Source organism: Streptomyces sp. NBC_01275 (assembly GCF_026340655.1).
GTDB lineage: Bacteria > Actinomycetota > Actinomycetes > Streptomycetales > Streptomycetaceae > Streptomyces.
In genome coordinates this window covers 9,292,212-9,315,805 of record NZ_JAPEOZ010000001.1, presented here as the reverse complement: position 1 = coordinate 9,315,805, position 23,594 = coordinate 9,292,212, and the positions used below count along the sequence as shown (strand labels likewise).

Genomic DNA, 23,594 nt, shown 5'->3' with positions numbered 1-23,594 from the left:
TCCACCTCTCTGCCGTCAAAACCCATGTCCCCGCGGACCGTTGTCGATAATCTGACACAACGGTAGCTTTCGGGCGAGAAGAACTGCCCAGCTGGAACTGCCGCAGAGAGAACATCTCGACTGCCGCCGACCCATCAGGAGTTCCCATGGCCACAGCGACGCAGAAGGCCGTCAGCGCGGGCGGCGTGCTCGTCGGAATCGCCACCGGGATCGTCACCAACCTGATCACCGACCAGTGGAACTGGACCCTCGCCGCGGCCCTGACCGTGCTCGCGGCGGCGGGCGTCTGGCTGGCCCTACTGACCCGGACCGCTCCCCGCCGCTCCCGCCACCGCGTCCGGGCAGCCCGCGACGGCCGGATCGAGAACTCAGGAGCGATCGGCCGCGACGGATCCGACATCACACAGACCGCAACCCACGGCGGAGTCATCAACGGCTCACCCGTCACCGCCCGCGCCGCCGACGTCGAGCAGGAAACCGATCAAGGCGGACGCATCGTCGACTCGCCCAGCGACATGCAATAGAGGAGCACGGCACGCCGACACCGCTGCGGCACACCTGAGCCGCTCGGGCCCGGTTTCCGCATGACGGCTTGCACCACTCCTGCCGCCCATGGCTCTTGACGAAGCAGCGCACGCAGCGGGGTGCGGTGCAGGATCGCAACTGCCATGCGCTGCGGGCCGCTGAGGAAGTCGATGGCGGCTCGGGCCAGGGCCGCGACAAGCCTCCAGCCGGAACGCAGCCGGCCAGCAGATCCCCCTGCTCTTGAATCCAGCGCATCGTTCCCTGCACCGTGGCGAGGTCATCGGCGACGCCGCCGTCTCCGTCGTGACGAATTCCGCCTGGATCGACGCCACCCTCACCGCACTGCCGCAGGACGTCCCGGCCATCACGTGGACCTTGCGCATGCCCTGGGAGGGCGATCACGCCGCAGACCGCGACCAGCCGCCCGGCCTCGACGCGGACGGGAGCACCTTGTGGAACGGTCGCGCGGTTCCCGCGGCGGCCAGGATCCGGTCGGCCGTACCGTGCACGATCAGGGCCGGCACGTCGATGGCCGGGATGTCGGCCCGGAAGTCGGTGTACCAGGTCGTTCTTCGAAGCCGCGTACGGCGGAGGCGATCGGCCGTTGCCGTTCGAGTGGAGCAGGACGCCGATGACTACTGGTGGTCGGCGGCGGGGAGGTCGGCCACCGGCGGGACGCCCCGCCGGGGCCCGTCGCCGCCTTCGGCCACGCCGTGGACGGAGTCCTCGACGGTGCGCAGGCTGCGCCACTCGCGCGGGGAGAGGCCGTAGGCGGCACGGAAGGTCCGGCTGAAGTGCGAGGGGCTGACGAAGCCCCATCGCTGGGCCACGGCTGACACGGTGGGGGTCGTCCGGCCGCGGCGGGCCAACTCGCGCGCGCACTCCTCCAGGCGGCGCTGTTGGACGAACCGCGCGACGGTGATCCCCTCCCCCTCGAAGAGCCGGTGCAGATAGCGGACGGAGATCCGGTGTGTCTTCGCGATGTCCTCCGGCGACAGATCCGGATCGCCGAGGTTCCGGTCGATGTGGCTGCGGACGCGCCGTACGAGGAGGGCGCGGGTGGCGTCCGTGTCCGTGGGAACCTGCCGGGTCCGCTCGGCCACCAGGGTGCCGAGGAGGTCGATGACGCTGTCGGCCAGCTTCGCCCCGACGACAGGGGAGTACGCGTGCGCCGAGGTGGCCAGCGTGCGCAGGAAGGGCAGCAGCACCACGCCGAGGCCGTCCGCGGGGCCGATGGCGGTGCCGGTGATCCGACGGAGGTCGGCGCCGGGCACGCCCAGCACGCGGCGGGGTACTTGGAAGACGTGGGTGGAGAACCGGTCCGGGTAGTCGAAGGAGTAGGGCCGCGTCGTGTCGTACACCACGAGGTCGCCCTCGCCCACCTCGGCCCGTCGGCCGTCCTGGACGAGGGTCGCCGTGCCCGACACCTGGATGCCGACCACCGTGTACGCCCCGGACGAGCGCGCGATGAGCTCCGGTGTACGGCTGACCCGTTTCGCGTCGGCCTCCATGGTGGACACCTGGAGGCAGCCGAGGCGGTCGGTCGTGATCCGGCCGGAGAAGGGACCGTCGCCCCGCGGGGCGACGGCCGTCGGCCCCAGCGTTCTCCCCACCGCGTCTCGCCAGTAGGCGATCTTGTCCCGGTCGTGAACCGAAGCGGTCGTCAGTACCAGACTCAACTGGCTCTCCCCTTCACCCGATGCGATGTCGGCGGGGACCACGGGCCCGCCGCGAACACAGGCCGGAGCAAGGAGCCCGAACTCCTGGGAAGTGATGGCCGGTGCCTCGTCACATGCGGACGCCCCGGCGCGTGGGCGAAATCCCTCCGCGACCGGGAGCCGGGTCGCGTCGTCGCGATCCGTTCCCCCGCCACGAGCAGCCAATCAGCCCTCCCTTGCGGGCTCCAGGCACAACACAGGCAGAAACGCCGGCGGGTTCAGTCGTCGCAGTGGGCGAGTCGTTCCCGTGCCTCGGTCAGGCACTGGGGGTCGGCAGCCGCGCCGAGGGAGAGGCAGCGGGCGAACGCCTCTCGTGCCTCCGCCTTGCGTCCAGCCGTCAGGAAGGCGCTGCCGAGGTGGATGAGGGCGCGGCTTTCCATGCCCGTGTTGCCGCTGTGGCGGCTGAGGCCGACGGCGGTCCGCAGATGGTCGACGGCATCGTCCCAACGCCTGGTGAGAGCGCAGGAACGCCCCACGCCGATGTGCAGGGAGAGCCGTGTGACGTGGGCGATGTGCGGTTCGATGCGATCCCCGGCCTGATCCAGGAAGGCGAGCGTATGCAGGAGGGACTCGAGGGCCGCCTCGCCCTGGCTCTGCTCCAGCAGGCTGAGGCCGTCGCTGTGCATGGCCTGGAGCATGCCGTGGAGGTCACCCGCCGCCTCGAACAGCCGGGTGGCCCGGTGGTTGTGGTCGGCGGCCGACACGAAATCGCGCAGCTGTCGGTGGGCCCAGGCCGCGTAGCAGTGAGCCCAGGCCTGCTGGGGCAGGTCGTCGGCGCGTTGTGCGGCGGCGAGAGCCTGGGCGGAGCGGGCGACGCTGTCGTGCGGGCGCCCCTCGCAGACGAGCAGGGCCCAGGCGTGGTAGTTGAGCTGGGTGGCCTCGATGAGGGGATCTCTGAGGGCCTGGGCGGAGCGGGCGGCGGTGTCGAAGACCTCGGGCCAGTGGCCCCAGAACATCCACTGGTCGGAGAACCAGTGCAGGGCCTCGGCCACCTCCACCACGATGGCGTGCTCACCCCCCGCGGCTGCCCGGCGCAGCGCGGCCAGCCAGTTGACGCCCTCGGCCTGCAGCCACTGGCGGGCTCTTTCAGCGGTGGACAGGTCGACGGCGCCCTGCCAGTCGGGGGCCGGGGCGCCGTGATCGGGCTCGTACCAGCGGCCGGCCACGACGGCGGTCTCCAGGAGCCAGCGGTTCATCGCCGCACGGGCCCGCGCGGCGTCCTCGGCGCTCTCTTCGGCTTCCAGGCGGGCGCGGGCGAACAGCCGCAGCAGGTCGTGGAAGCGGTAGCGGTCTCCCTCCACGCCCAGCAGCCCGGTCTCGACCAGTTCCTCCAGGGTGTCCTCGGCGTCGAACAGCGGCTGCCCGGTCAGCCGGGCCGCGCAGGCCGCGCCGACGTCCGGGCCCTCGACCAGGGCGAGGCGCCGGAACTGGCGGGCCGCCGTGGGGGTGAGCTGGCGGTAGGACAGGTCGAAGGCGGCCGACACACGGACGTCCCCGGCCGTCAGCGCGTCCAGGCGGCGTTCCTCGAGGGCGAGGCGGTCGGCAAGGCGGCGCACGCTCCAGCCGGTGCGGGTGGCCAGCCAGTTGCCCGCCACCCGCAGCGCCAGCGGCAGATGTCCGCAGCGCTGGACGACCTCCGCCAGCGCGGCCGGGTCGGCGCCGGCTCGTTCCGCGCCCACCAGACCGGTCAGGAAGACGCCCGCCTGCCGTGCGGTGAGCTCCCCGAGCGGCAGCCGGTGGACGTTCTCCAGCCCGGTGAGCATCCGCCGGCTGGTCACCACCACCATTCCCCCGCCGGCGCCGGGCAGCAGCGGGCGGATCTGGGCCTCGTCGCGGGCGTTGTCCAGCACCAGAAGGCACCGCCGGTCGGCCAGCACCTGCCGGTACAGCCCGGGATGGCCCTGCGGCCCCGCCGTCGCCAGGTCCCGGTCGGCCACGCCGAGGGCCTTCAGCACCCCCAACATCAGCTCGGCCGGCCCGGGCGGAGCGTCGTCCATGCCGCGCAGGTCCACCATCAGCTGCCCGTCCGGGAACCGGGCGGCCAGCTCCCGGGCGGCGTGCAGCACGAGCGTGGTCTTGCCCGTTCCCGGCGGCCCGGACACCGCCGCCACCACCGGCGATCCGGCCGCCCCCGCCCCTGGCTCGACCTCACCTGCGGCCCCCGCTGCGGGCTCGACCCGGTCGACGGACACGTGCCGGTCGGCGGACAAGTGCCGGTCGGCGGACAGGTCGGCGAGCTCCGCCAGCCGCGCCAGTTCCTGCTCCCGGCCCACGAAGTCGTCGATGCCGCGCGGGAAGGCGCGCACCCCCAACGGGCTGTACCCCGGACTGCGGCCGGACCGGGCGGCGGCCAGCAGCCGCTCCCGGTCCCGCTCCCCCAGCGCCAGACCGTCGGCGAGCGCGGCCACCGTCCGCCGCTGCGGGGCCGCCCGCCGCCCCCGTTCCAGATCGCCGATGCCCCGCACACTCACACCCGACGCCTCGGCCAGGCCCTCGAGCGTCAGCGACGCCCTCAGCCGCGACTCCCGCAGCAGCGCCCCGAAAGCCGCGCTGTCACCGGCCACTCCGCTCCGCCTCCTCTTGCGCGCCACACCCAGGCCGGAACGCCCGAACATGATCACGAGAATTGTAGAAGGGCCCGCTTTGTCGGCCGTTCGACGAGCGCCGCGGGCCCGGGACCTGTCCGGCGGACCACCGGATGCACGCAGGCCCTCGGCGTAGGCACGTCCGCTGACGGCCGCCGGCCCACCTGCGTGCGCTGCCAGGCCGCAGCCGGTGCGCTCAGGGTCAATCCGGCCCCCCGGCGCCTCACTAGCCTGGCCGCGCCCCTACGGACCGCTCGAGGAGTTTCGTGGCCAGACAGACAGTCGCCGAGCAGTACGTCGACCTCCTGGCGCGCGCCGGTGTACGCCGGATGTACGGCGTGGTCGGCGACAGCCTCAACCCCGTCGTCGACGCGGTCAGACGACACGACGCGCTCGAGTGGATCCAGGTCCGGCACGAGGAGGTCGCCGCCTTCGCCGCCGGTGCCGAAGCACAGCTCACCGGCAGACTGGCCGCCTGCGCGGGCTCCTGCGGACCGGGCAACCTGCACTTGATCAACGGTCTGTTCGACGCACACCGGTCGATGGCGCCGGTGCTCGCACTGGCCGCGCAGATTCCCAGCAGCGAGATCGGCACCGGGTACTTCCAGGAGACCCATCCCGACCGGCTGTTCGAGGAGTGCAGTCACTACTCGGAACTGATCTCCACCCCCAAGCAGATGCCCCGGGTGGTGCAGACCGCGATCCAGCACGCGGTCGGCCGGCGTGGGGTGTCGGTCGTGGCCCTGTCCGGCGACACCGCGGCCGAGGTCTCCCCGGACAGCGGCGCGGAGCTCGCGATGCCGCTGGACCGGCCCGCCGTCCGTCCCGGCGACCAGGAACTGGCCCGGCTGGTCAGACTCGTGGACGCCGCCGAGAAGGTGACGGTGTTCTGCGGACGGGGCGTGGCGGGTGCGCACGCGGAGGTGATGGCCTTCGCAGAGAAGGTCAAGGCTCCGGTCGGGCATGCGCTCCGCGGCAAGGAACACATCCAGTACGACAACCCGTACGACGTCGGCATGTCGGGTCTGCTGGGGTACGGCGCCGCGTACCAGGCGATGCACGAGTGCGATCTGTTGCTGCTCCTCGGCACCGACTTCCCGTACACGGAGTTCCTGCCCCGCGACGTGAGGACGGTGCAGGTCGACGTGCAGCCCGAACGACTGGGCCGTCGTACGCAGTTGGACTTCGCCGTCTGGGGAGACGTGGGCGAGACGCTGCGCTGTCTGACCCCGGCGGTGCGCGAGAAGCCGTCCCGCCGGTTCCTCGACCGGATGCTGGACCGGCACGTCCACGCGCTGGAGGGCGCTGTCGGCGCCTACACCCACAACGTCGAGAAGCACACGCCGATCCACCCGGAGTACGTGGCCTCGGTGCTCGACGAGGAGGCGGCCGACGACGCGGTCTTCACCGTGGACACCGGGATGTGCTGTATATGGGCCGCCCGCTACCTGACGCCGAACGGCCGTCGCCGTATTCTCGGCTCTTTCGTGCACGGCTCGATGGCCAACGCACTGCCCCAGGCCATCGGTGCGCAGTTCCTCGATCGCACACGACAGGTGGTGTCCCTCTCCGGCGACGGAGGGTTCTCCATGCTGATGGGCGACTTCCTGACCCTCGTGCAGTACGGCCTGCCGGTGAAGGTGGTCGTCTTCAACAACTCCTCGCTCGGGATGGTCGATCTGGAGATGTTGGTCGACGGTCTGCCTCCGCACGGCACGGCGTACCCGCACACCGACTACGCGGCCATCGCCACCGCGGCCGGTGCGCGCGGCATCCGGGTCGAGAAACCCGGGGACGTACGCGACGCGCTGCGCGAGGCCTTCGCCCACGACGGGCCCGCGCTGGTCGACGTCGTCACCGACCCCGACGCGCTGGCCGTCCCCCCGAAGATCACCACCGAGCAGGTCAGCGGCTTCGCCCTGTCGGCGAGTCGTGCCGTCCTCACCGGCGGAGTCGGCCGCATGATCCATCTCGCCCGGGCCAACCTGCGCAACATTCCACGTCCGTGAGCCGATCCGCGCAGGTCTCCGCGTCTCCGCGTCCGTCGGCCGATCTGCTCGGCATCCGGCGTCCGGCGTCCGGCGGTCGTCCTGCGTGGCAACCCACGTCCGTGAAGCGCGCGCCGGAGCCTTTCGGCCCGAGCGGTCCCGTCACGTCGTCCGCGGTCCGGGAGTGAAAGCATGAGCACCTCATCGTCGAGTGGGAGCGCCTCACGTCTGGCCTCGGCTTGGGCGCCGCTGGCCGCGCCGCTGTTCCGGGCCCTGTGGATCGCCCAGTTCGTGTCCAACATCGGCTCCTGGATGCAGACGGTCGGCGCCCAGTGGCTGCTGATCGGCCACGGAGCGACTCTGGTCACGCTCGTCCAGACCGCATCGAGCCTGCCCATCGTTCTGCTGGCGCTGCCCTCGGGTGTGCTCGCGGACCGCTTCGACCGTCGTGGTCTGCTGCTGGTCGCGCAGTTCGCCATGTTCGCGGTGTCAGCGGCGCTGACCGTCCTGGCCTTCGCGGATGCGCTCGCCCCGGTGCCTCTGCTGTGCCTCACCTTCGCGATGGGGTGTGGCAGCGCCCTCATGGGACCCGCCTGGCAGGCCGTCCAGCCGGAACTCGTGGACCGGGACCAGCTGGGGCAGGTGTCCGCCCTGGGCGCGGTGAACGTGAACCTCGCGCGCGCCGTCGGCCCCGCCCTCGGCGGTGTCGTGGTCGCCGCGGCCGACGCGGGCTGGGTGTTCGCCTTCAACGCCCTCTCCTTTCTGGGCATCGCCGGCGTCCTGCTGCTCTGGCGGCGTCCGAAGACGCCCGTCCCCGTCGCCGAACGGGAACGGCTTCTCACCGCCCTGTACGCGGGCCGCCGCTACGTGTGGAACGCCCCCGGCGTCCGGCGCGTCCTGCTGCGCACCGCCCTGTTCATCCCCGGTGCGGCGGCTCTGTGGGCACTCCTCCCGCTGATCGCCGCGCAGTCCCTCGGCCTGGGCTCCGGCGGCTACGGCCTGCTGCTCGCAGCGGTCGGGACGGGCGCGGTGGCCGGTGCCCTCGTGCTGCCCCGCCTGCGGCAACGCCTCGGCGCCAACGGCATGCTGGCCTTCGGCACCCTCGTCATCGCGCTCGTTCTGGTGGTTCTCGCCACCGTCCGCGCTCCCTGGATCGCCGCCCTCGTGCTGCTGCCCGCGGGCCTGGCCTGGATCGGCGTCCTGTCCACGCTCAACGCGGCGGTGCAGACGCGCCTGCCCGGATGGGTGCGCGCCCGTGGACTCGCCGTCTATCTCCTGGTGTTCCAGGGAGGTCAGGGCGTGGCATCCCCGCTGTGGGGCGCGCTCGTCCAGTGGCTGGGACTCACCACGGCCCTGCTCACGAGCTCCGCCCTCCTGCTCCTGAGCGCGCTCACTCTGTGTCGCTGGCGCCTGCACGGCATGGAGGGCATCGACCCCGCGCTCTCCGACCACTGGCCCAGCCCGCCCCTGGTCTTCGAGCCCGGGCCGGCCGACGGACCGGTGCTGGTCTCCGTCGTCTACCGGGTAGCGCCGGGCGACTGCACCTCGTTCATCGACGCCATGGCCCACGTCGCCCGCTCCAGGCGCCGTACCGGAGCCCTCACCTGGGGCCTTTACCAGGACGGCAACGAACCCGGCCGGTTCATCGAGAACTATCTGGTCGGATCCTGGGGTGAACACCAGGCCCAGCACCACAGCCGTCTCACCGGCTCCGACCGTCGTTTCGAGGAGCGTGCCCGGGCGCTGCTCCTCCCCGGCGCCCGGGCGGAGGTGACCCACGCCTTCGATGCCTCCACCGCGCCCGCCGTACCCGCGCCGGAGGACGCCTCCTGGGCGAATCCGGCCCGGGCCCGGGGCGGGAGGGGAGACGGGGCGGGTACGAACACGCCCGCGTCCTACGACGACTGAGCCTGCCATTCCCTGGGCGACATGCCGTGGGCGTCGCGGAATGCCCGGCTGAAGTGGGACGGGCTGGTGAACCCCCAGCGCTGTGCGACGGCGGCGACGGTCAGCCCGCGATGCCGGGCCCCGGCGGCCTGATTGTCGCCCAAGACGCCATCGCGTGGCCGACTCCAGGACGGACGTGTCGACCCGGCCCTCACAACAGGTTCAGCTCGCGTGCGCGGTGCACCGCGTCGTGGCGGCGGTTCACGGCCAGCTTCCGGTAGACGCTCTTGAGGTGGGTCTTGACCGTGTTCACTGACAGGTACAGGTCGGCGGCGATCTCCTCGGTGGACATCATCTGCGCGAGGCGCCGCAGGACGTCGCGTTCGCGTCCGCTGAGCTCCTCCACGACCGGCGGCCGCTCCTCGACCGGCGCCGGACCGGGGGTGAGCCAGCCCGCCGCCAGCGCACGCAGCGAGGTCGTGTCCAGGAAGGGCCCGATCCACGGCGCGGCCTCGTGGAACGGCCGCCGCAGCCGTTCGCGCCGCGCCTCGCGCAGTGCCTGGGCGAGGAGCCGATGCGCGGCGGCCGCGTCTCCGGTCTCGTCCGCGGCCTGCGCTCGCACCAGCAGGGCCCGGACGGTCACGGCCGGACCGAGGCGGGTCTGGGGGTGCAGCCCGTCGAGCAGTTCCAGCGCCGAGCCGGGGCTGCCCGCCGCGAGCTGCACCCGGGCGGCCTCCACGGCGCACGCCACCTGCTCGTCCGGCATCCCCCGCAGCACCCCGGCCGCCTCCCGCGGACGCCCTTCGGCGAGATGTACGGCGGCGGCGACCCGTGCCGTGTGCGCCTGCGACCAGGGCGAGGGCACATCGGCGTCGACGTCCGGCCGCGCCGCGTCGAGGGCGGCCCGCGGGTCCCCGCGGGCCAGCAGCAGCCGGGCGGCGGCGAGGGCGCGGGCCGCTTCGAGGACCGGGTCCCGCAGGGACGGGTCGGGCGCGGCGACCACGTCGAGGAGGGCTTGGGCCCGGTCCGGTTCGTCGCGTTCCACGGCGACGGCGGCCAGCACCACCCGCCCGACGCCGGAGCCGAAGGACCTCGGCAGGCTGAACCGTTCCGCCTCGCTCAGCGCCGCCGCGGCCTTGCGCTCGGCCCGGCCGAGCCAGCCGTTCAGGTAGTCGATCAGGGCCAGGCGGCCCAGGGCCTCCTCGCGGGCCGGCGCCGTCCAGGCCGAGCCGGGGCCGCCCGCCACCGCGGACAGGGCGTCGCGTGCCGCGTCGAGGCGGCCGGCCCACAGGCGCGTGGAGCCCAGGTGGGTGAGGAGCAGCGCGGTGAGTTCGGGATGCTCGTCCAGGAGGCGGGCGGGGACCTGGGCCCGCAGTCGCTCGGCCGTCTCCGCCGCCCGCTCCGCCCGGTCCGGCGAGCCGGTCAGCCGGGCGGCCAGGGCTTCCAGCAGGGCGCAGCTCAGCCGGGCGGCTGCCGGGTCGGGGGCGTCGCCCGCCGGGCCGCTCTCCCCTGCGGGACTCGCCGGGCCCGGCTCGAGTCTCGCCAGGCCCTGTTCGGCGTGGTGCAGGTGGGCGAGGCCGCGTTCGAGGTCGCAGCGGGACAGCTCGCAGGCCGCGCGCACGAGGTCCGGGGCGGGGCCGTCGGCCTCGGGCCCCATGGGGGAGAACAGTTCGGCCAGATCGTCGGCGCGCAGGCCGCTCAGGAGCCGGCCGATGGCGAGGTCGTCGACCAGGGCGCGGGCGGTGAGGTCCCAGTCGCCCGCGGCGGCCCCGTGGTCGAGCGTCTCCGTCAGGGATCCGGAACGCCGCAGCCATACGGCGGCCCGCCGGTGCAGCTCGGGCTCGAGGCCGGGCGAACGCATCCGCAGATGCGCGCGCAGGATCTCCCCGAACAACGGGTGGAGGCGGTACCAGCCGTGCCCGAGGTGCTCGACGAACGCGTTCTCGCGGTGCAGCCCGGCCAGCAGGGGCTCGGCGTCGGTGCGCCGGGTCAGGGCGTTCGCCAGCGCCGGACAGAAACGCTCGAGGACGCTCACGCTCAGCAGCAGGTCCTGCGTCTCGGGGCTCTGCCGCTTGAGCACCTCCGCCAGCAGGAAGTCGGCGACCGTGGAGCGGTCGGCCTCGAACTCCTTGAGATACGTCTCGGGGTCCGGGCTCTCCCGGGCGGCCAGGGCGCACAGTCTGAGGCCGGCGGCCCAGCCGCGGGTGCGCTCCACGAGGCCGCGCACGGCGTGCTCCGGAAGGTGCAGTCCGTGCCGTTCCAGCAGGGCATCGGCCTCTCCGGGCGTGAAGGCGAGCTCCGCGTCCCTGATCTCCGTCAGTCCGCCGGCCGTCCGGTACCGGTGCAGCGGCAACAGTGGTTCGGTGCGGGTGACCAGGATCAGACGGATGCCCTCGCCCGCGTGGTGCAGGACGAACTCCAGCTGCTCCGCGATCTCCGGGTCGCTCACCCGGTCGTACTCGTCGAGCACGACGGTCACGGGCCGGTCCCGGACGCTCAACGCGGCGGCGAGCCGGGCCAGCAGGGCGGGCGACACGCTGCTCGCGTCCGCCGGGTCGCCGACGTCGGCGGGCAGGGCCGCTCCGCAGGCGCGCAGGGCCTGCAGCAGATAGGCCCAGAACATGCCGGGGCGCAGGTCCGCGGCGTCGGTGGTCAGCCAGGCGACGCACTCCGCGCGCCCCGCGGTCCAGTCGGCGACCAGCATGGTCTTGCCCGCGCCCGCGGACCCGTTGACCATGGTCAACGGAGTCCGTAGAGCCTGGTCGAGATGGTCGACCAGCCGCTCCCGGCGCAGGAACGTCACGGGCAGCGCGGGTACGGCGAACCGTGCGCGCAGGAACGGGTCCCCGTGGGGATCCGCGCACGGCACAGCGGTGCCCGGACCGTTCTCCTCCCAGCCAGCCATGGCGCTCACCACCACTGTTCGTCAGGTCATGGGCGGCGCTCCCCTCCACCATCCCAGTCTTCCGGCGCAGGCGCGCGCCGCACGGGCCATACGCGCACGCCGCACGGGCCGCAGGCGCGCGCAAGCACGGTCCGCAGGCCGTGCGGTCCGCTGCCGCCGCGGTCCGGCCGCCTCCCCTGTTCCGCACTCCGTCCTCGCCCGTACACTGACAAATCAGCGTCGTGGGGGCGCTGTTCACGGGGGAGGCCACCATGTCCGGGGACCAGTACGGCAGATACGACTTCAACTACGCTCCACCGATGCCGACGGCCCCGCCGCAGGCCCCCGCCGACGGGGTGCGGGCCGTCGCGGTCGCGGTGCTCAACCTCAGTGGCCTGGGCCTGGGTTACGCGCTCACGCGCCGCTGGGCCCTGACCGCGCTGTGCTGGGCCGCCACCGCCGTCCTGCTGTTCGTCGCCCTGCCCGCCGACCCGGACGGCGTCCCGGTGTTCGCGCTCCTCCTGTACGTCGTGTTCCTCGTCCTGGCGGCCGCGCACGGCGCGCGCGTGGGCCTGCGCACCCCGGTGGCCTGGCCCCGGCCCGCGCCGCTCGCCCTCGGGCTGGGACTGCTCCTGCTCGTGGTGCCGGCCGGGGGCGTCGTGCTGTACGACGACGCGCGGGACGAGGCGGTGGAGCAGATGCTCCTCAAGCGGCTCGACGAGGCCGACCAGCTGGTGGCGGCGGCCGGCGAGCAGTCCTTCACCGCGGGCCAGGACGACTACCGCAAGGCGCTCAAGGCCTACGCGGACCTGCGGGCCGACCACCCCGACTCACGGGCGGCCGCTCGGGTGCCCTCCCGGATGAGGACCTTCTACACGACGGTCGGGGCCGCGTACGCGCAGGGCGACTACTGCACGGCGATAGCCCCGCTGACCTATCTGCGCACGGTCCCCAAGAGCCTGCCCCGCAAGGACCTCGGGGAGCTGGCGACCTGGCCCGACGACCGCCTGGCCACCTCGCTGTACGCGTGCGCGTCCGACGGGCTCAAGGGGGGCGAGTCGACCTGGGCGGAGCAGTTCGGCGTGCTGCTGACGACCTTCCCCGACTCGGACCAGGCCGCGAAGGTCGAGCCGGCCGTGGGCTCCGCCGTGACCACGGCCGAGAAGGACCTGCGCGGAGCCGAGCCCTGCGCGGCGGTCGACCAGCTGACCTCTCTCTCCACCCAGATCGACACCCTGCCCGGCGAGAAGGCGGGCATCGTCGCCGCGCTCGCCAAGGACTCCCAGCGGGCCACGGACAGCGCCGACGCGGGCACGTACACCTGCGGGGTGGACCAGTACAAGGACGGTGACTTCGAAGAGGCGCAGACGACCATGACCACGTACGCCTCGGACCACAAGAGCGCCAAGAACACGCCCCTGGCGAAGAAGATCGCGATCGCGGCGGAGATAGCGCAGACGGTGCCCGCCGCCGGCAAGAAGCTGCCCACGACCCGCACCGGCGGCAGCATCTCGGTCACGGTCCAGAACGACAGCCCCGACGAGGTCACCGTCATGTACACGGGTCCGGTCACCGGCAGCTTCACGCTCAAGGGCTGCGGCAGCTGCAAGGCGTACTCCGCGATCCGCACCATCACGCCCGGGTTCGAGCCGTGCAGCGATGGCAAGAACTATCCGCAGCGCACGCTCAGCCTGCCGGCCGGCACCACGTACTTCCTGCACAAGCCGAAGAGCGACAGCCTCGACTCGCCCGCCTCGGACACGGCCAAGCTGCGGTCCGGCTACATCTACACGGAGTGCGCCTACACGACACAGAGCCTCGGGACGGGCTCCCTCGGGTGACCTGCTCGGCGCCGTCCGGTTCAGGACCCTCCGGGTCAGCTCTCGGCCTCCTTCGTCGGGCGGCCGAGGGGCTGGTCCCCCGCGGTGAGGTGTTCCAGGACCTCGACCAGCTCCTGGCAGGCGCGTTCCACCGAACGTCTGGTGTTGCGCTGCTCGGTGATCACGGCTGAGAGGAGCAGGGCGGTCAGGGCCATCGTTCCGTTGAACGCCTGAAGCTTGATCATCACTTCGACGCGGGTGAGCCGTTCGAACGGGCCGACCTGGTCCGTCGCGGCGATCGTCGCCATGACAGACATGAAGAGCGCGCACAGCATGCTGCCGGCGAGCTCGAAGCGCAGCGCTCCCCAGATCAGCAGCGGATAGACCAGGAAGAGCATGCTGACCGGGCTCTGGGTGGCCAGCGGGACGAGGAAGCAGGCGATGAGGGCGAGGGCCGTGGCCTCCTTCCAGCGGGTCAGGCGCAGGGGCGGACGCGCCACGTAGGCCGCGTAGAGCAGGAGCAGGACCGGGGTGACGATCAGCACGCCCATCGCGTCGCCCACCCACCAGGCCAGCCAGACCGGCCAGAAGCTGTGCGCGGCGAGCTTGTCGGTGAGCACGAGGAGGCCGACGCCGATCGTCGCGCTGAGCAGCATGGCGGTGAGGGCGGCGAGGAAGACCAGCGCGAGACCGTCCCGTAAACGGGCGAGGTCGTTGCGGAAGCCCACCCTGCGCAGCAGGAGGTACGCGCAGACGGGAGCGGCGGTGTTGCCGATCACATTGAAGATCACCAGGGGGCGGAGCGAGGTGATCGACATGACGACGAGGAGGATCCCGAGGGCGATGCCCGCCCAGCAGCGGATCCCGAAGATCAGCAGACAGGCCACCGCCACCCCGGTGGGCGGCCAGATGGGCGTGAAGACCGCTCCCTCGACGACGAGCTGCCGCACGAGCCCCAGTCGCCCGGCCGCGTAGTAGCCGAGGGCGACGGCCGACGTCTGGAGGGCGACGACGGCCGATCGACGCAGATCCGGGGTACCCACCACAGCAGCCATCAGACACCGCCCCGGCGCTGACGGCGAGGCGAGAACCCTGCCGACCGGCCCTATGGCCTATGCCCCGACCTCCTATGGCCGACCCTGGGGGGCGGCGGCTGATCGCGAGGCTGCGGCCGCCCCCGGGGGCTGCGGCCGATCCTGGGACCACCCCTGCCCCCCGGGAGGCTCTAGCTGGCCTGCGCGGCTGTCTCCGCCACTGCGACTCCGGCTGGCCCCGCGGACTCCGGCTGGCCTGCGCGGCCGTCGCCGCCTCTCAGGGACCCCGGCTGCCCCTAAGGGCTACGGCCGGCCTGGCGGCTGTCGCCGCGCCTCTCGGGGACTCTGGCAGCCCCTGCGGACTCCGGCCGGCCTGCGCGGCCGTCGCCGCCTCTCAGGGACTCCCGCTGGCCCGGAGGGCTACGGCCGGCCCTGCTCTGGGTGCTGTCGCCCGACCTGAGAGCTATCGCCGCCCGGAGGCTGTCGACGGCCCGGAGGGCTACCGCTGCCCCCGTGGCCTGTCACCGGCCCCGAGGGCCTCGATCGGCGCCCGCGCCGCCGTGCCCCACGAGCCCGAGCCCGGCTCTGTCGATGAGCTGCCGCCTGTCCCGGACCAGCCCGTCGTGGCCCACCACCAGGACGGCCGCGTCGTCCTCGTGCCCCACGCGCTCGGCGCCCTTGATCACGGCGGCGGCCAGCGAGCCGACCTCCAGGCCCGCGACGGCGGCGATGCCCGCGAGCCGTACGACCTGGTCGAGGCCCTCGTCGACGCTGAGGGAGGGCCCCTCCACGACCCCGTCCGTGAGCAGGACGAACACTCCGCCCTGGGTGAGCCGGTAGCGGGTGACGGGGTAGTCCATGCCCGCGGCGACGCCGAGGGGCGGCCCGCCCTCGTCCTCGGCGATGCCGGACTTGCCGTCCGCCGTGGCCCAGACACAGGGGATGTGTCCGGCCCGGGCGCTCTCCAGGACCCCGGTGGCCGGATCGAGCCGCATGAAGGTGCAGGTGGCGAAGAGGTCACTGCCCAGGGAGAGGAGCAGGTCGTTGGTGCGGGCGAGGAGTTCGCCGGGCTCGCCGGTGACGGAGGCGAGGGCGCGCAGTCCGACCCGGACCTGCCCCATGAACGCGGTCGCCTCTATGTTGTGGCCCTGGACGTCGCCGATGGACAGGCCGATGCGGCCGTCGGGCATCGTGAAGGCGTCGTACCAGTCCCCGCCCACGTTGAGGCCGTAGCAGGCGGGCGCGTACTGGACGGCCAGGCGGTATCCGGGGGCCACGGGCAGGTCCCTGGGCAGCATGCCGCGCTGGAGGGCGAGCGCCAGCTCGACGCGGGAGCGCTGCAGCTCCGCGCGCTCGCGCGCCTGGGCGGTCAGTGAGCCGAGTCTGGCCAGCAGCTCGTCGCCGTCCTCCAGGGGACGCTTGCGGGACATGGATCACTCCGGCGGGACGTCAGACGGGACGGCAGGCGGGACGGCGGCGAAATCAGGCAAACCTCATATTTTATCTCTAGAGGATGATAGCGACCCCGAGGCGCGCCCCGACGAACGAGCGACCCACCGACCGACCAGCCCGACCAGCGAGCGACCCGCCCCCTCAGCCGCCGAGGGCCGCCCGCACCACGTCCTTGGCCTCCGCCTGGACCTCGCGGAGGTGGTCCGCGCCGAGGAACGACTCGCCGTAGATCTTGTAGACGTCCTCGGTGCCCGAGGGGCGGGCCGCGAACCAGGCGTTGGCGGTGGTCACCTTGATGCCGCCGATGGCCGCGCCGTTGCCCGGGGCCTCGGTGAGCACGCCGGTGACCGCCTCGCCGGCCAGGCGGTCGGCGGTGACCTGCGCGGGCGAGAGCTTCGCGAGCAGCGCCTTCTCCTCGCGGGTCGCGGGGGCGTCGATCCGGGCGTACGCGGGCGCGCCGAAGCGGTCGGTGAGCGCGGTGTAGTGCGCGGAGGGCGTCTTCCCGGTGACCGCCGTGATCTCGGAGGCGAGCAGCGCCAGGATGATGCCGTCCTTGTCCGTGGTCCAGACGGAGCCGTCGCGGCGCAGGAAGGACGCCCCTGCCGACTCCTCGCCTCCGAAGCCGAGGGAGCCGTCGACCAGCCCGTCCACGAACCACTTGAACCCGACGGGCACCTCGACCAGCCGTCGCCCGAGGTCGGCGGCGACCCGGTCGATCATCGAGGACGACACCAGCGTCTTGCCGATGCCGGCGCCGGCGGGCCACTGCTCGCGGTGGGCGTAGAGGTAGGCGATGGCGGCGGCCAGGTAGTGGTTGGGGTTCATCAGGCCCGCGTCGGGGGTGACGATGCCGTGCCGGTCGGCGTCGGCGTCGTTGCCCGTGGCGATGTCGAACCGGTCGCGCTGGTCGATGAGGGAGGCCATCGCGTAGGGCGACGAGCAGTCCATGCGGATCTTGCCGTCCCAGTCGAGCGTCATGAAACGCCAGGTGGGGTCGGTGAGCGGGTTGACCACGGTCAGGTCGAGGCGGTGCTGCTCGGCGATCCGGCCCCAGTAGGCGACGGAGGCCCCGCCCAGCGGGTCGGCGCCGATCCGGACGCCCGCGGCGCGGATGGCGTCCAGGTCCAGGACGTTCGGGAGGTCGGCGACGTACGCGCCGAGGAAGTCGTGGCGGCCGGTGCCGGGGGCGGCGAGCGCCCGGACGTAGGGGATCCGCCGTACGTCCTTCAGGCCGCCCGCGATGATGGCGTTGGCCCGGTCCTGGATCCAGGAGGTGGCGTCGGAGCCCGCGGGTCCGCCGCTGGGCGGGTTGTACTTGAAGCCGCCGTCGGCGGGCGGGTTGTGCGAGGGGGTGACCACCACGCCGTCGGCGAGGCCGGCGGTGCGACCGCGGTTGTGGGTGAGGATGGCGTGCGAGACGGCCGGGGTGGGCGTGTATCCGTCGGCGCTGTCGATGAGCACCGTGACGTCGTTGGCCGCGAACACCTCGAGGGCGGTGACCCGGGCGGGCTCGGACAGGGCGTGGGAGTCGGCGCCGAGGAAGAGCGGTCCTTCGGTGCCCTGGGCGGTGCGGTACTCGCAGATGGCCTGGCTGGTGGCGGCGATGTGGTCCTCGTTGAACGCCGTGTTCAGGGACGATCCACGGTGTCCCGAGGTGCCGAACGCCACGCGCTGCGCCGGGTCGGCCGGGTCGGGGTGCAGCGCGTAGTACGCGGTGACCAGCCGGGCGACGTCGACGAGATCCTCGGGGCCGGCCGTCCTGCCCGCTCGCTCGTGCTGCATGTGCCCGCTCCTCCGCATCGGTTGACCACTGACTTCCGGTCCATCTTCTCCTGCCCCGGCGACCGGACGCGAGTGCGGGTACCGCCGAGGGCTCGGCAACTGGCCTGTTCCGTCCGGGCTGTGAGGACACCCGGGCTGTGCAGACACATGAGCACGCGAGGCTGAGTACCCGTACTCAGGTGCGAACCGCCCGCCGCCCCCGACACTGGGGGCCGGATCGTCCTTCCCGGATCTCCCAGAGAGGCCTCTTCGTGTTCAGCCGTGCTGTCTTCGCTCTGACTCCGTTCTTCGGGCGGCTCACCGTCACCAGTGAGATCAAGCTGCGCCTGCCCGTGGGGAGCATCTTCGTCGCCAACCACGACTCCATGGCCGACCCGGCCGTCGTCCTGACCGCCCTGCGCCGGCTGGACCTGGAACCGGTGGTCATGGCGACCGCGGGACTGTGGCGCGTACCGCTGCTCGGCCGGGCGCTGACCCGCGGCGGACACATCCCCGTGCACCGCCGTACAGCCCATGCGGCCCTCTCCCTCGACGCCGCCGCCGAGGCGCTCGCGGGCGGCCGGCACGTCCTGCTGTACGGCGAGGGAGGCCTCCCCCGGCGCAAGGACGCGGCCCCGGGCGCCCCGGAGCCGTTCCGCACCGGCCTGGCCCGGCTCGCCCAGGCGTCCGGCGCGCTGGTGGTGCCGGTGGGCCATGCCGGCGCCCGGCGGATCTCCTCGGGTTCGCCCGCCAAGCAGGTGGCCGGCGTCCTCACGGCCCCGCTGCGCCGCCCCCGCTGCCATGTCCACATCGGCGCACCGCTGCGCCTGCCCGCGGAGACGGAGCGGGGTACGGCGGCCGCCCGCACAGCCGTCACCGAGGCCTGGCGCACCGCGGTCCGCGCGGCGGGCGAGAAGGCCCTCGCCCACCCTCCGAAGTAACCCCGAATTAGCCCCCCGCCGTGCCGTCCTCCGGACGACGGCACGGCACCCCGCCCGCAACCGCTCACGCGCTGCCGGGCCTCCGCCGACGACACCACGCCCACCGGGACCCGCCGGGCCGCCGGGTCGCCGGGCCGCCGGGTCGCCGACAAGCCCCAAGCCGGCGCCGCACTCACCCACGCCCGATCAGCCCACCGGCCCCACGCGGCGACGCCGGCACCCCACGCCCGCCCGCGCCCCGTCGCCCGCCGACGAGCCCCAGGGCGGCGCCGCACTCACCGGCGCCTGCCGCTTCCGGCCCCGACGGCCGCACGTCCCCGCCCCCGGCCCGCGACCACGCCCCCTCGCCGGCATCACCCCCCGGACGGCGGCGCCGTACTCGCCCGTACCTCCAGGCGGGTGGGCACCAGCGTCGTCCCGCGTTCCGGGCCGACCTGGCGCATCTTGCGCAGCACCGCCCGGACGCAGAGGCGGCCGACCTCGGCGAAGTCCTGGTGGACGGTGGTGAGCGGGGGCAGGAAGGAGCCCGCCTCGGGGATGTCGTCGAAGCCGATGACACTGACGTCCTCGGGCACCCGCCGCCCGCGTTCGTGCAGGGCGCGCAGCAGGCCCAGGGCCATCTGGTCGTTGGCCGCGAAGACGGCCGTGCAGTCCTCGAGGGCGGCGAGCTCGAGGCCGGCGTGGTAGCCGGACTCCGCGGACCAGTCGCCCCGGACGAGGGGCGGCGGGGTGCGGCCCGCCTCGACGAGGGCCGCCCGCCAGGCGTCCGTACGGCGCTGCGCCGCGAACGAGCCCTCCGGACCGCCCAGGTGCCAGACCGTGGGGTGCCCGAGGTCGAGCAGATGCTGGACGGCGGTGCGCGAGCCGCCGGCCTGGTCGGTGTCGACGACCGTGTACCGGTCGCCGGCGTCGGAGTCCACGACCACGACCTGGACGTGCGGCGGCAGCTCGACGGTCGCCGAGTCCAGCAGGTGCACCTCCATGATGACGATGACCCCGTCGACGGCGAGTTCCTCGAGCCGGGAGAACGCGCCGCGCACCTCGTCCTCGGTCGGCACGGCGACCGGCAGCAGCGTGACCGCGTACCCCTCCAGGGCGGCGGAGGTGGCGATCGCCTCGAGGGTGCGGACGTTGCCGGTGGTGGACAGCGTGAAGGTGATGACGCCGATGGTGCGGAACTCCCCGCGTTTGAGGGCGCGGGCGGCGCTGTTGGGCCGGTAGCCGAGCTCCTTCATGGCGTCGAGCACCTGCTGCCGGGTCTCCTCGTTCACACCGACGTAACCGTTGGAGACCCGGGAGACGGTCTGGGAGGAGACGCCCGCGAGCCGGGCCACGTCCGCCATGGAGGCGGTGGCCCGAGGGCGTCTCGGCACCTTCGCTGGGATTCTTTCAGCCATGTCCACTCCGTGTGCCCATCTCTCTGTCGGCGCAGGTGCCACGGTCTCCTCAGAGGACCCTTGACCTTCGTTATCGGGGCAGTGTAGACATGCCGCCATCAGATGTTTACGTAAACATAACAGTTCACCGAGCCTCTTGCGTGGCTGATGTTTGCGTAAACATCATGGGGCGATGCGGTGTCCGGAAATCTCCGCGCAACACCGTGCCTGCTCCAGGACTGGACGAGCGAGGAACGACATGACGACGCTGCAACCGCCGGCGGCCGCCGAGCCGCGGCCGGCACCTCCTCCGGCGAAACGGGACCGACGCTCCTGGGCGGGGTGGGGTTTCATCGGTCCCTTCGTGGCCGTGTTCGCCCTGGTCTTCCTGGCTCCGATCGGCTACTCGATCTATCTGAGCCTCTACCGCGACCAGCTCATCGGCGGCACCACCTTCGTCGGCCTGGACAACTACACGCAGGCTTTCCAGGACGACCAGTTCTGGGCCTCCGTCGGCCGGGTGGCGCTCTTCCTCGTGGTCCAGGTGCCGATCATGCTGGGCATCGCCCTGCTGGTGGCCCTGGCCCTGGACAGCGGACGGCTCTACGGCAAGAGCTTCTTCCGCATCACGATCTTCCTGCCGTACGCCGTGCCCGCCGTGGTCGCCACCCTGATGTGGGGCTTCATGTACGGCACCAAGTACGGCCTGGTGGGCGACATCAACAGCGCGTTCGACGTCACCCTGCCCGACCCGCTCTCCCCCGACCTGGTGCTGGCGTCCATCGGCAACATCGTCACCTGGGAGTTCGTCGGCTACAACATGCTGATCTTCTACTCGGCGCTGCGTGTCATCCCCAACTCCCTCTACGAGGCTGCGGAGATCGACGGCGCCGGTCAGCTCCGGGTGATCAGCGCGATCAAGCTGCCCGCGATCCGCGGCGCCCTGGTCATCGCGACGATCTTCTCCATCATCGGCAGCTTCCAGCTCTTCAACGAGCCGAACATCCTGCGGCCGGTGGCGCGCAACGCCATCACCACGGACTACACCCCGAACTTCTACACGTACTCGCTGTCCTTCAACGGCCAGCAGCACAACTACTCCGCGACGGTGGCCATCATCATGGGTCTCATCACGATGGTGATCGCCTACATCGTGCAGCTGCGCGGCATGCGCAAGGGAGCGTGACCGATGAGCAGCCCTCTCACCACCTCCTCCCCCGCCGCACCCGCCAAGCCCGTCGGAGCCGGCAGGAGCGCGCCGCGTCTGCGCGGATCGCGCAAGCACACTCCGGGGCGGCCCAAGCGCAGCAAGCTGCTGACCGCGCTGAGCTCGCTGGTGGTCCTCTACACCGTGGTCCCGCTGATCTGGCTGGCCATCAACGCCACCAAGACCCAGTCGGGCCTGGCCGATTCGAACGGGCTGTGGTTCGCCCACGACTTCGCCCTGTGGAGCAACATCCACGACACGTTCACGTACGACGACGGCGTGTTCACGCGCTGGCTCCTGAACACCCTGCTGTACGTGGTGCTCGGCGCCGGCGGCGCCACGCTCCTCGCGGTCCTGGGCGGCTACGCGCTGGCGAAGTTCGACTTCCCCGGCAAGCGGGGCATCTTCGCCACGGTGATCGGCGCGGTGGCGGTGCCCGGCACGGCCCTGGCGGTGCCCACCTTCCTGATGTTCAGCAAGATGGGCCTGACCGACACCCCGTGGGCGGTCATCATCCCCTCGCTGGTGTCGCCGTTCGGCCTCTATCTGATGTGGGTCTTCGCCACCGAGGCCATTCCCACCGAACTCCTCGAGGCCGCCCGGATCGACGGGGCCGGCGAGGCGCGCACCTTCTTCACGGTCGCCCTCCCGCTGCTCGCCCCCGGCATCGTGACCGTGCTGCTGTTCACCACGGTCGCCACCTGGAACAACTACTTCCTGCCGCTGATCATGCTCAAGGACTCGGACTGGTATCCGCTGACCCTGGGCCTGAGCGTCTGGAACTCCCAGGCGGAGACCATCGGCGGTGACGTGATCTTCAACCTCGTCATCACCGGGTCCCTGCTCACCATCCTGCCGCTGATCGCCGCGTTCCTGTTCCTGCAGAAGTACTGGCAGTCGGGTCTCGCCGCCGGAAGCGTCAAGGAGTGACCCCCGCGGCCCACCGGCCGCCCCCAAGCCCCACGTTCAGCCCGCGTTTGCGCAACCCCCACCCTCACCTGTCCCACCCACGAAGAAGTGGAAGCACCTTCATGCGCAGAAAGACCAGCCGCCTGCTGCGCGGCCTCGCCCTCCTTTCGACCCTCGCCCTCGGCGCCACCGCCTGCGGCGGCTCGGACGACAGCTCCGACACCAAGGCGGTCTCCGCCGGGGACATCCAGGCGGCCCTGAAGAAGGGCGGCACGGTCAATGTCTGGGCCTGGGAGCCCACGCTGAAGACGGTCGCCGCCGACTTCCAGAAGAAGTACCCCAAGGTCAAGATCAACCTGGTCAGCGAGCGGTCGGGCGACAAGCACTACACCGCCCTGTCGAACGCCATATCCGCCGGCAAGGGCGTGCCCGACGTCGCGCAGGTCGAGTACTTCGCGCTGGGCCAGTACGCCCTCACCAAGGGTCTGGCCGACCTGGCCCCGTACGGCGCCGACAAGCTCAAGTCGAAGTACACGCCTGGCCCGTGGAACGCCGTGAACGACGGTGACAAGGTCTACGGCCTGCCGATGGACTCCGGTCCGATGGCGCTGTTCTACAACAAGAAGGTCTTCGACAAGTACAAGATCGCCGTCCCGACCACCTGGGACGAGTACCTGGACGCGGCCCGCAAGCTGCACAAGGCCGACCCGAAGGCCTACATCGCCAACGACGCCGGTGACGCGGGCTTCACCACCAGCATGCTGTGGCAGGCCGGTTCGCGCCCCTACCAGGTCGACGGCACCAAGGTGAAGATCGACTTCGCCGACGCGGGCGCCAAGAAGTTCGAGGCCGTGTGGCAGAAGCTGATCGACGAGAAGCTCCTCTCCCCGATCAACGGCTGGACCGACGACTGGTACAAGGGTCTGGGCGACGGCACCATCGCCACCCTGGCCACCGGCGCCTGGATGCCCGCCAACTTCATCACCGGTGTGCCGAACGCCTCCGGCGACTGGCGCGCGGCCGCCCTGCCGGCCTGGACCGCGGGCGACAAGGCGAGCGCGGAGAACGGCGGCAGCTCGCTGGCCGTGCCCGCACTGAGCAAGAACAAGGAACTGGCCTACGCCTTCGTCGAGTACGCCAACGCCGGTGACGGCGTGGCCACCCGGGTGAAGGAGGGCGCCTTCCCGGCGACCAACGCGGAGCTGCAGTCCTCCACGTTCCTCGGCAAGGAGTTCCCGTACTTCGGCGGCCAGAAGGCCAACGAGATCTTCGCCCAGTCCGCGGCCAACGTCGCCGACGACTGGTCGTACCTGCCCTTCCAGCCGTACGCCAACTCGATCTTCAACGACACCGTCGGCAAGGCCTATGTCTCCGGCACCACGCTGGCGGAGGGTCTGAAGGCCTGGCAGGACGCCTCGGTCAAGTACGGCGAGGAGCAGGGCTTCACCGTCGAGAAGTAGCACTCGGCAGGCAGTAGCAGAGACGCCGGGCGGCGCGGCACCCGGGC

At 72.2% G+C, this 23,594-nt stretch carries 16 protein-coding genes and 3 pseudogenes; 9 read left to right on the top strand and 10 right to left on the bottom strand.

Annotation, left to right across the window (positions count from 1 at the left end; all coding sequences use genetic code 11):
• Nucleotides 1-146: 146 nt before the first annotated feature.
• Nucleotides 147-524, top strand: a complete 378-nt coding sequence (locus OG562_RS40860) for a hypothetical protein (protein WP_266407103.1) — start codon at nucleotides 147-149, stop codon at nucleotides 522-524.
• 34 nt (nucleotides 525-558) lie between these two features.
• Here OG562_RS40860 and OG562_RS46100 read toward each other — a convergent pair.
• Nucleotides 559-837, bottom strand: a pseudogene (locus OG562_RS46100) (CGNR zinc finger domain-containing protein); the annotation flags it as partial.
• A gap of 42 nt (nucleotides 838-879) precedes the next feature.
• On the opposite strand from OG562_RS46100, the pseudogene OG562_RS40855 reads away from it, so the two are divergent.
• A pseudogene (locus OG562_RS40855) lies at nucleotides 880-957 on the top strand (phosphodiesterase); the annotation flags it as partial.
• A 2-nt stretch (nucleotides 958-959) separates the two neighbouring features.
• On the opposite strand, the pseudogene OG562_RS40850 reads toward OG562_RS40855, so the two are convergent.
• The 3 genes and pseudogenes from OG562_RS40850 to OG562_RS40840 all read right to left on the bottom strand — a co-directional run.
• Nucleotides 960-1,091, bottom strand: a pseudogene (locus tag OG562_RS40850) (alpha/beta fold hydrolase); the annotation flags it as partial.
• A 69-nt stretch (nucleotides 1,092-1,160) separates the two neighbouring features.
• Complete coding sequence (locus OG562_RS40845) at nucleotides 1,161-2,204, bottom strand: helix-turn-helix domain-containing protein (protein ID WP_266407101.1); 1,044 nt, start codon at nucleotides 2,202-2,204, stop codon at nucleotides 1,161-1,163.
• Between the two features lie 257 nt (nucleotides 2,205-2,461).
• The gene (locus tag OG562_RS40840) at nucleotides 2,462-4,807 is read right to left on the bottom strand and encodes a helix-turn-helix domain-containing protein (RefSeq protein ID WP_266407100.1); all 2,346 of its coding nucleotides are present in this window, start codon (nucleotides 4,805-4,807) and stop codon (nucleotides 2,462-2,464) included.
• Nucleotides 4,808-5,094: 287 nt separating this feature from the next.
• On the opposite strand from OG562_RS40840, the gene OG562_RS40835 reads away from it, so the two are divergent.
• Together OG562_RS40835 and OG562_RS40830 are read left to right on the top strand one after the other, a co-directional pair.
• Nucleotides 5,095-6,837 carry a pyruvate dehydrogenase gene (locus OG562_RS40835; protein WP_266407099.1) on the top strand — a complete coding sequence of 581 codons (1,743 nt, stop codon included), beginning with the start codon at nucleotides 5,095-5,097 and terminating at the stop codon, nucleotides 6,835-6,837.
• Between the two features lie 171 nt (nucleotides 6,838-7,008).
• Nucleotides 7,009-8,724 carry an MFS transporter gene (locus tag OG562_RS40830; RefSeq protein WP_266407097.1) on the top strand — a complete coding sequence of 572 codons (1,716 nt, stop codon included), beginning with the start codon at nucleotides 7,009-7,011 and terminating at the stop codon, nucleotides 8,722-8,724.
• On the opposite strand, the gene OG562_RS40825 is transcribed toward OG562_RS40830, so the two are convergent.
• Nucleotides 8,712-8,867, bottom strand: coding sequence for a helix-turn-helix domain-containing protein (locus tag OG562_RS40825; protein WP_266407093.1), 156 nt, complete (start codon nucleotides 8,865-8,867; stop codon nucleotides 8,712-8,714). The genes OG562_RS40830 and OG562_RS40825 overlap by 13 nt on opposite strands.
• 47 nt (nucleotides 8,868-8,914) lie before the next feature.
• Nucleotides 8,915-11,608: a LuxR C-terminal-related transcriptional regulator gene (locus OG562_RS40820; protein ID WP_266407092.1), complete on the bottom strand. Its 2,694-nt coding sequence runs from the start codon at nucleotides 11,606-11,608 to the stop codon at nucleotides 8,915-8,917.
• Between the two features lie 251 nt (nucleotides 11,609-11,859).
• On the opposite strand from OG562_RS40820, the gene OG562_RS40815 reads away from it, so the two are divergent.
• Nucleotides 11,860-13,428: a hypothetical protein gene (locus OG562_RS40815; RefSeq protein ID WP_266407090.1), complete on the top strand. Its 1,569-nt coding sequence runs from the start codon at nucleotides 11,860-11,862 to the stop codon at nucleotides 13,426-13,428.
• A 35-nt stretch (nucleotides 13,429-13,463) separates the two neighbouring features.
• Here OG562_RS40815 and OG562_RS40810 read toward each other — a convergent pair whose 3' ends face one another.
• The 3 genes from OG562_RS40810 to pgm all read right to left on the bottom strand — a co-directional run bounded on the left by OG562_RS40810 (nucleotide 13,464) and on the right by pgm (nucleotide 17,675).
• Complete coding sequence (locus OG562_RS40810) at nucleotides 13,464-14,462, bottom strand: MASE1 domain-containing protein (RefSeq protein WP_266407088.1); 999 nt, start codon at nucleotides 14,460-14,462, stop codon at nucleotides 13,464-13,466.
• Between the two features lie 500 nt (nucleotides 14,463-14,962).
• Entirely contained in the window at nucleotides 14,963-15,871 is a 909-nt protein-coding gene (locus tag OG562_RS40805) for a PP2C family protein-serine/threonine phosphatase (RefSeq protein WP_266407086.1), read from the bottom strand.
• A 163-nt stretch (nucleotides 15,872-16,034) separates the two neighbouring features.
• The gene (gene pgm, locus OG562_RS40800) at nucleotides 16,035-17,675 is read right to left on the bottom strand and encodes a phosphoglucomutase (alpha-D-glucose-1,6-bisphosphate-dependent) (protein ID WP_266407083.1); all 1,641 of its coding nucleotides are present in this window, start codon (nucleotides 17,673-17,675) and stop codon (nucleotides 16,035-16,037) included.
• Between the two features lie 251 nt (nucleotides 17,676-17,926).
• Here pgm and OG562_RS40795 point away from each other — a divergent pair, with 251 nt between their 5' ends.
• Nucleotides 17,927-18,595, top strand: coding sequence for a lysophospholipid acyltransferase family protein (locus OG562_RS40795; RefSeq protein ID WP_266407080.1), 669 nt, complete (start codon nucleotides 17,927-17,929; stop codon nucleotides 18,593-18,595).
• Between the two features lie 353 nt (nucleotides 18,596-18,948).
• Here the strand turns inward: OG562_RS40795 and OG562_RS40790 are convergent, their stop codons facing one another.
• A complete protein-coding gene (locus tag OG562_RS40790; RefSeq protein WP_266407078.1) occupies nucleotides 18,949-19,992 on the bottom strand; it encodes a LacI family DNA-binding transcriptional regulator in 1,044 nt (347 codons plus the stop codon).
• 238 nt (nucleotides 19,993-20,230) lie between these two features.
• On the opposite strand from OG562_RS40790, the gene OG562_RS40785 reads away from it, so the two are divergent.
• The 3 genes from OG562_RS40785 (at nucleotide 20,231) to OG562_RS40775 (ending at nucleotide 23,547) form a co-directional block, all read left to right on the top strand.
• Nucleotides 20,231-21,157 carry a carbohydrate ABC transporter permease gene (locus OG562_RS40785; RefSeq protein WP_266407076.1) on the top strand — a complete coding sequence of 309 codons (927 nt, stop codon included), beginning with the start codon at nucleotides 20,231-20,233 and terminating at the stop codon, nucleotides 21,155-21,157.
• Between the two features lie 3 nt (nucleotides 21,158-21,160).
• Entirely contained in the window at nucleotides 21,161-22,108 is a 948-nt protein-coding gene (locus OG562_RS40780) for a carbohydrate ABC transporter permease (RefSeq protein WP_266407074.1), read from the top strand.
• A gap of 101 nt (nucleotides 22,109-22,209) precedes the next feature.
• Nucleotides 22,210-23,547: an ABC transporter substrate-binding protein gene (locus OG562_RS40775; protein ID WP_266407071.1), complete on the top strand. Its 1,338-nt coding sequence runs from the start codon at nucleotides 22,210-22,212 to the stop codon at nucleotides 23,545-23,547.
• Nucleotides 23,548-23,594: the final 47 nt, after the last annotated feature.

Excerpts from the sequence above, each read along its gene's own strand:
- pgm (WP_266407083.1), bottom strand. The coding sequence starts at position 17,675 with ATGCAGCACGAGCGAGCGGGCAGGACGGCCGGCCCCGAGGATCTCGTC.
- OG562_RS40805 (WP_266407086.1), bottom strand. The coding sequence starts at position 15,871 with ATGTCCCGCAAGCGTCCCCTGGAGGACGGCGACGAGCTGCTGGCCAGA.
- OG562_RS40830 (WP_266407097.1), top strand. The coding sequence starts at position 7,009 with ATGAGCACCTCATCGTCGAGTGGGAGCGCCTCACGTCTGGCCTCGGCT.
- OG562_RS40810 (WP_266407088.1), bottom strand. The coding sequence starts at position 14,462 with ATGGCTGCTGTGGTGGGTACCCCGGATCTGCGTCGATCGGCCGTCGTC.
- OG562_RS40820 (WP_266407092.1), bottom strand. The coding sequence starts at position 11,608 with ATGGCTGGCTGGGAGGAGAACGGTCCGGGCACCGCTGTGCCGTGCGCG.
- OG562_RS40815 (WP_266407090.1), top strand. The coding sequence starts at position 11,860 with ATGTCCGGGGACCAGTACGGCAGATACGACTTCAACTACGCTCCACCG.
- OG562_RS40785 (WP_266407076.1), top strand. The coding sequence starts at position 20,231 with ATGACGACGCTGCAACCGCCGGCGGCCGCCGAGCCGCGGCCGGCACCT.
- OG562_RS40860 (WP_266407103.1), top strand. The coding sequence starts at position 147 with ATGGCCACAGCGACGCAGAAGGCCGTCAGCGCGGGCGGCGTGCTCGTC.
- OG562_RS40780 (WP_266407074.1), top strand. The coding sequence starts at position 21,161 with ATGAGCAGCCCTCTCACCACCTCCTCCCCCGCCGCACCCGCCAAGCCC.
- OG562_RS40790 (WP_266407078.1), bottom strand. The coding sequence starts at position 19,992 with ATGGCTGAAAGAATCCCAGCGAAGGTGCCGAGACGCCCTCGGGCCACC.
- OG562_RS40775 (WP_266407071.1), top strand. The coding sequence starts at position 22,210 with ATGCGCAGAAAGACCAGCCGCCTGCTGCGCGGCCTCGCCCTCCTTTCG.